Origin of the sequence: Sulfuricurvum sp. RIFOXYD12_FULL_44_77 (assembly GCF_001830725.1) — a bacterium.
Lineage (GTDB): Bacteria > Campylobacterota > Campylobacteria > Campylobacterales > Sulfurimonadaceae > Sulfuricurvum > Sulfuricurvum kujiense_A.
The window spans coordinates 1-6,125 of the sequence record NZ_MIBU01000138.1; the positions used below are offsets into that span (position 1 = coordinate 1).

The following is a 6,125-nucleotide window of genomic DNA, read 5'->3' on the forward strand; positions in this document are numbered from 1 at the left end:
TGTTGCCGAAGCGGTGGCATTGATCGGATATTCGGCGGTAGCGAATGGGGATGTTTTTGGCCATTGTAACTATTCTGAGAGCCTACGCAACGAGATTCGCCCTGCGAAAAAGCGTTTTTCGGTACAGCAGGCGACACAGTCTGTTTTGGATGCGGAGATTTTGCATCATCGAATCGATCTACACCATACGATAAAAGAGCTGTATCGACGGACGAAGCGAAGGTCTCTGATGGTGTTGATCGGCGATTTTTTCGAGATTCCCGATCTGCGCCTTCTCGCTAGAAAGCACGAAGTGGTTGCCGTCGTGGTACGTGATCGTGCGGAGGAGAATCCGAATGAGATGGGATTTACTGCCCTGATCGATCCGGAGAGCGGTGCGGTGTTAGAGGGGGATTTTAATGAGCGAAGCGTGAAGCGCTATCATGATCGAGTCAAAGCTCACGATATCGAACTCTTTGAATCGTTTCGTAGAGCGGGAGTAAGGGGAACGAAACTCTATACCGATGCAAATGCGGTGGTGACGTTGCGCCGATTGTTTGAGGGGAGAGTATGAAAGATCTTAATATTCCGCTAAACGATATCGCTCCTCTCGTCGAGATACCCGATTACTCACTCTATTACTTTATCGCAGTGGTTCTTATCGCTGTTGCTGTGAGCGTGGCACTCTTTTTAGCACTCCTTAAACAGATGCGAAAACGTAAAGTGAATCTACGTCGTGAGCGTTTTAGTGCACTCTCAACGATCGATTTTTCCGATCCCAAGCGTGCCGCTTATGCGATCAGTGAACTCGGACGTGTTTTTGCCTCCGACAATGAACGGACGGCAAAAGCGTACCACAACCTCTTCGAGCGGTTGGCTCCCTACAAATACGCTCCGAGGGTAGAGAAGATCGATGAGGAGACGTTGGGGTATTATCGTCTCTATTTAGAGATTATCGATGTTTGAGGGGATCTATTTCCAGTTTCCCAAACTCAGTTTTATCCTCTTTTTCTTTTTAGCGTGTGAGGCGTTGTGCCCTCTGCGCACCAATGCACTCTATTTTCCCCGAACGCTCTTATTCGGTGAATCAAAGATGAGACCACCTTTATGGATGTGGATTGCGAAATGGGCGATGATCTCCTTTTTTATCGTCGCATTGATGTCTCCCGTGCGGGAGACCAAAGAGGAGGTTGAGGTGTATGATATCCTTTTCGCTATCGATCCCCAGTCGCTTACCTCTGAAACCCTTAACGATATTCAAACCTTTATAAAAGGGAGGGAAAATGATCGTTTTGCCCTTTTTGTCCCTGCTTCATCCGATATTATGATCCCCCTTAGCGATGATTACGAGAAACTTTTAAAGATCGTTGCCCAGATGAGTGTAGTCCCGACAGAGGAGAAGATAACACGGCAGATTGATCGGTTTTTTACTACCACATCCGAGGGGAGAGGATGGATCATACTTCTCTCTGAGGAGCCTAAACACTTTGTCCAATCGCTTCCAGTAGATAAAGAGACCTCTATAATAGTCCCCAGCGAGGATTGGGTTGAAGCACTTGATCGTTCGCACCCAGCGTTCAGTGTTATCGGTGTGCAGAAATATTTTGAGTATTTTTACATCTATCCGCTGTTTCTCGGATTTTTAGCGATGCTCGCCTATCTCTATGGGCGTAATCAGAAGGGGCTTCGATGAGTTTTTTGCATCCGGAGTTTTTACTTTGGCTTTTGGCTCCGACCCTCATCCTTTTTTATTTTTGGCTCACCCAAAAATCGCTGAGAACTCTCAATGTGCGCGAGGAGATACTTGAAAAACTGCGCGCCCCCGAGACAACCATGGGATTGCAAGGGAGAAATACCCTTTTTCTTTTCTCCGCCGTGTTGTTGATTATCGCGATGGCGCAACCGGTGATCCTCGATTCAACTCCGATAAAAGGGAGGGGGCTTCATATCGTGATGGCGATCGATAGGGGTGAAGAGAACTTTGAGCTGACCCGCTCTTTAGCACTCTCGAGCCTTTATACCCTCTTGGGCGAAGAGATAGAGGTGATGGCGTTTGATGAGAAGGTGTACGGTATTTCTCCGCGCAGCAATGACGGAGCGATATTGGGTGAATTGATACGACATCTATCCCCCTCTTCGAAACGGTTCAATCAAACGCTTTTAGAAGAAAAACTCTCACGAATGGATGATGTTGATATGGTAGTTGTCATCACACATCAGCCGATTGAGGGCGGCTCGGTTCTGCGGGTCTCTTCGTCGGCAGATATCATAAACGTCCATGAAAAACTCCTTCAGCTCAGAGATGCAGATCGATTGAGGCTGAACATCCCCCTCTTTTTTTACCCTTTGGGATTGGCAATGGTGTTGATCCTTTTTGCCCTTTCGTCTATGAGCAAACGCCAAAGCGTAAGTGTGGGAACGGTGCTTATCCTTTTTACTTTGTCACCGGAATCTAGCAATGCGGGAATTTTGGATTTCAAAATAGTGAATGAAGCTAAAGGGGCATATGAGAGGGGAGAATACGAGAAAAGCGAACGTCTGTATAGAGAGTATCAATTGGTGCACGATTCACCGCAGGTACGTTATAACCGTGCCAATGCTCTCTATATGAGCGGTAAATTTGAACGGGCACACTACTGGTATAAGAGGGTCTATACAACCGATCCGATATTACGGGAGCGGGTAAAGCATAATTTAAAACAGAGCATGAGGAAAATAGAAGAGGTTGAGGGACAAAAGAAAGGTGAAGTAAAAGAGACGGCTCAATCGGAAGGTTCAACCGTTCCACAAGGGCTAAAGCACGTTAAGAGGGAAACGAAATTGTTTGAATGGTGATTATTTAAAAATATCGTAGAGTTTGTTGGCACCCTTCATTTCACGGCGTAATTCAGAATAATTTTTATTTTTTAGGGCTGTTTTGAGTGTTTGAAGTTCAACTTCAAAGAGTTCTATCGCTTCAAGGACATTTTCACGGTTTTGACGAAAAATATCTTCCCACATCGCGGGAGAACTTTTAGCCAGTCGGCTCATGGAGCGAAATCCTCCCGCCGCGAGGGTGAGGATGTTCTCTTTCTCTTCTTGGGCTAACACGGTGTTGGCGAGCGCATACGAGATAACGTGGGGCATATGGCTGATAAATGCCGCGTGGCGGTCATGTTGGGCTGCCCCCATCGTCCGTATCTGCATCCCGATTGCTTGGAAAATCCGTAGTGCGGTATCACGCTGTGTGTCGCCGCTGTGCTCCAGATCACACAGTACCACTACCTTCTCCGCGTATAACCCCTCCAATGCGGCACTGGGACCAAATTGCTCCGTCCCCGTCATTGGATGGGCGGCAACAACGTTTTTTCGGATAATGGCAGGGATCGCGTCAACGATAAGGGCTTTGGTACTTCCCAAATCGATCAGTGTTTTATCACTTCCGGCTAAGTCGGTTGATTTTTGAAGAAAATCGATCACACCGTCTACGGGGACAGCGAGAAAAATGACATCGCAATGAGCTTTAAGCTCTTCAAAGCTCATAAAAGATTCGACAAGCCCCCGTTGTAGGGCGATCATCTGGTGCTCTTCGTTATGGTCACATCCGATAATGGAGGAGATAAAGGAACGGTGTTTGAGGGCAAGTGCCATCGAACCTCCCATTAACCCTAACCCTACAATACCGATTTTCATGACGCCCCTTTGACTCTAATGGTGCTATTTTAACCCTTTTAAGTTTAATTTACAGAACAATTAATCGTTAGAGTGATAGAATGGGAGACTATTTTAACGCAATGGAAACTTTGGCTTGAAAACAATTACCCTCTCATTGATAGTTGCGAGTGCACTGGCACACGCGTCTACGCAAAACGTCCAATCGATTCAGTATGATGGAATGATCCATATTTCCGAGACCGTTGCAAAACGGCTTAATGAGGTCAAGGTCGGTGAGCCTTTAGACGCTGCCGCAGTGGACAAAACGATCAAAAACTTCTTCGATCAAGGTTATTTTGAAGACGTATGGGCAGAAGAGGATGAGGGGAAAGTCACTTTCCATTTCAAAGAGAAACCGATTATCTCTAAAATCGAGCTCAAAGGGTACAAAGAGAACGATGAAGAGGCGCAAAAAACACTGTTGCAAATCGATAAAGGTGCCTTGTATGATGAGAAACGGCTTGAGGGAGCCAAAAAACGGATCGTCGAAGCTCTAAGTCAAGACGGGAAAATCGATTCTGTTGTTGAGATCGACAGTGAAAAATTGGATAACGGCAGTATGCAGGTCACCTTTATCGTCAATGAAGGTGAAGAGATTATCATTAAAAAACTCACCTATGCGGGAGTTTTGACCCAAGATGCGGATGATTTCGACAGTATGATCGCCAATAAAGAAGAGCAATTTATGGGGTGGATGTGGGGCCGCAATGACGGGAAGATGAAAGTTGCCGAGTTGCAGTACGATCCCCTCAGAATTCGTGATTTTTATATGCAGCATGGGTATCTCGATGCAAAAATAGATGAACCGTTTGTTGCGGTCGATTTCGACCATTATGAAGCACAAATGAGCTATAACATTTTTGAAGGGGATGTCTATCGCGTATCGGATATTTTGGTTTTCCAAGACACGCAAGTGATCAATGACCAAGAGTTGCTCGATGTGATCGCGTTAGAGAAAAACAAACCCTTTAATATCAAAACATTCCGAGAAGATGCGGAGCGAATCAAAACGAAAATCGCCGATTTGGGATATGCGTACGTGCAGGTACAGCCCGATTTGAAAAAAGATAAAGAGGCCAAAAGCGTTGATGTCGTCTACCGTATCACTCCGGGTAAAAAGGTACGTATCCGTAACGTTATCGTCTCCGGAAACAACCGTACCCTTGATAGAGTAGTACGCCGTGAGCTTTTCCTTGCCCCGGGAGATTTATACAGTTTGAGCGATCTCAAAGATTCTCGTAACGCACTGGGACGAACCGGATATTTTGAGAGCAACACGATCGAAGAGAAACGGATTGACGATGAGTCGATGGATCTTATCGTCCAAACCAAAGAGGCACCGACGGGGAATATCCAGCTCGGCGGAGGATATGGCAGTTTCGGCGGTATCTTGGTGAGCGTAGCGATCAGTGATCGTAATATTTTCGGTTCAGGTATCAATGTCGGACTCAATCTTGAGCGATCTCAACGTACCAGCAACTACTCGTTTAATATTTCGAATCCTCGTTTGAATGACAGTGATTTCAGCGGCAATTTCTCCGTTTTCAACAGTTCAACCGAATACGACAGCTATACCACCTCTTCTTTGGGGACTAGTGTCGGCGTAGGACACCGTTTTAACCGTTATTGGAGCGGCTATATGGGATACAATTACTCTAAAAATGATTACAGCGATATCGATTCAACGACATCAACCCTTGATCCTCGTTACTATGCAAATTATGCAAAAAGCTCGGTGATCGCTTCGGCAACATTTGACAATACCGATGATTTTTATGTTCCTCGTGAGGGGATCAGTTTTTCACAAAGTATTGAAAAAGCGGGAGTAGGGGGAGATGCAGACTTTATTAAAAGCCGCACTACCTTCGGTGCGTATCAGGGACTTCAAAAATTGACGGACTTTGATTTGATTCTCCGTTATAAAGCACGGTTTAACTATGCAGATGAAAGCGGCTATTTACCGTTGGGTGAAAAATTTTATATGGGGGGAATCGGTTCGGTTCGCGGCTATCAGGGATATTCTATCTCTCCTACCGAGGGGACGGAGTTGACAACGAACGAACCGTTTAAAATCGGGGGGACTCAAACGTTTTCAAACTCGTTAGAGTTCAGTGTACCGCTCGTCCCAGAAGCCCGTATGCGGGCTACGGCGTTTGTCGATTACGGTATGATCGGTGAGAAGAGTTTGAGTGAAATCAAGCGCGGAGGATATGGGGTGTCGTTAGAGTGGTTCAGCCCTGTCGGACCGCTTCAGCTTGTTTTTGCCAACCCTATCGGAGACAAACCGGGTGATGATATTACCCACTTCGAATTTACAATCGGACAGAGATTTTAAATGTCCGATACCGTTCGACCAGCTGAGGGCGAACGGGGAAACACTTCTACTTAACTAAACACCACTATCAGATTTGCAGGAAAAATAATATTTTTGAGTTGTTCACGGGCAAGATAGA

6 protein-coding genes are annotated in these 6,125 nt (G+C 45.9%); 5 read left to right on the top strand and 1 reads right to left on the bottom strand.

Annotated elements, in window-relative coordinates; all coding sequences use genetic code 11:
• The 4 genes from A2517_RS05835 to A2517_RS05850 form a co-directional block, all read left to right on the top strand.
• Positions 1 to 553, top strand: a 553-nt coding sequence (locus A2517_RS05835) for a DUF58 domain-containing protein (protein ID WP_294895059.1), incomplete at its 5' end; no start/stop codon positions are given.
• Positions 550 to 945 carry a hypothetical protein gene (locus A2517_RS05840; RefSeq protein WP_294895061.1) on the top strand — a complete coding sequence of 132 codons (396 nt, stop codon included), beginning with the start codon at positions 550 to 552 and terminating at the stop codon, positions 943 to 945. The genes A2517_RS05835 and A2517_RS05840, both read left to right, overlap by 4 nt.
• Positions 938 to 1,672: a hypothetical protein gene (locus A2517_RS05845; protein ID WP_294895063.1), complete on the top strand. Its 735-nt coding sequence runs from the start codon at positions 938 to 940 to the stop codon at positions 1,670 to 1,672. Before A2517_RS05840 ends, A2517_RS05845 begins: the two co-directional genes overlap by 8 nt.
• Positions 1,669 to 2,814, top strand: a complete 1,146-nt coding sequence (locus A2517_RS05850) for a hypothetical protein (RefSeq protein ID WP_294895066.1) — start codon at positions 1,669 to 1,671, stop codon at positions 2,812 to 2,814. Before A2517_RS05845 ends, A2517_RS05850 begins: the two co-directional genes overlap by 4 nt.
• Here A2517_RS05850 and A2517_RS05855 read toward each other — a convergent pair whose 3' ends face one another.
• Positions 2,815 to 3,651, bottom strand: coding sequence for a prephenate dehydrogenase (locus A2517_RS05855; protein WP_294895067.1), 837 nt, complete (start codon positions 3,649 to 3,651; stop codon positions 2,815 to 2,817). It lies immediately after the preceding gene.
• A 115-nt stretch (positions 3,652 to 3,766) separates the two neighbouring features.
• On the opposite strand from A2517_RS05855, the gene bamA reads away from it, so the two are divergent.
• Complete coding sequence (bamA, locus tag A2517_RS05860; RefSeq protein WP_294895069.1) at positions 3,767 to 6,007, top strand: outer membrane protein assembly factor BamA; 2,241 nt, start codon at positions 3,767 to 3,769, stop codon at positions 6,005 to 6,007.
• Positions 6,008 to 6,125 lie beyond the last annotated feature (118 nt).

What these genes read in the sequence shown, in the direction of transcription:
- A2517_RS05840 (WP_294895061.1), top strand. Translation starts at nt 550, where the DNA reads ATGAAAGATCTTAATATTCCGCTAAACGATATCGCTCCTCTCGTCGAG.
- A2517_RS05845 (WP_294895063.1), top strand. Translation starts at nt 938, where the DNA reads ATGTTTGAGGGGATCTATTTCCAGTTTCCCAAACTCAGTTTTATCCTC.
- A2517_RS05850 (WP_294895066.1), top strand. Translation starts at nt 1,669, where the DNA reads ATGAGTTTTTTGCATCCGGAGTTTTTACTTTGGCTTTTGGCTCCGACC.
- A2517_RS05855 (WP_294895067.1), bottom strand. Translation starts at nt 3,651, where the DNA reads ATGAAAATCGGTATTGTAGGGTTAGGGTTAATGGGAGGTTCGATGGCA.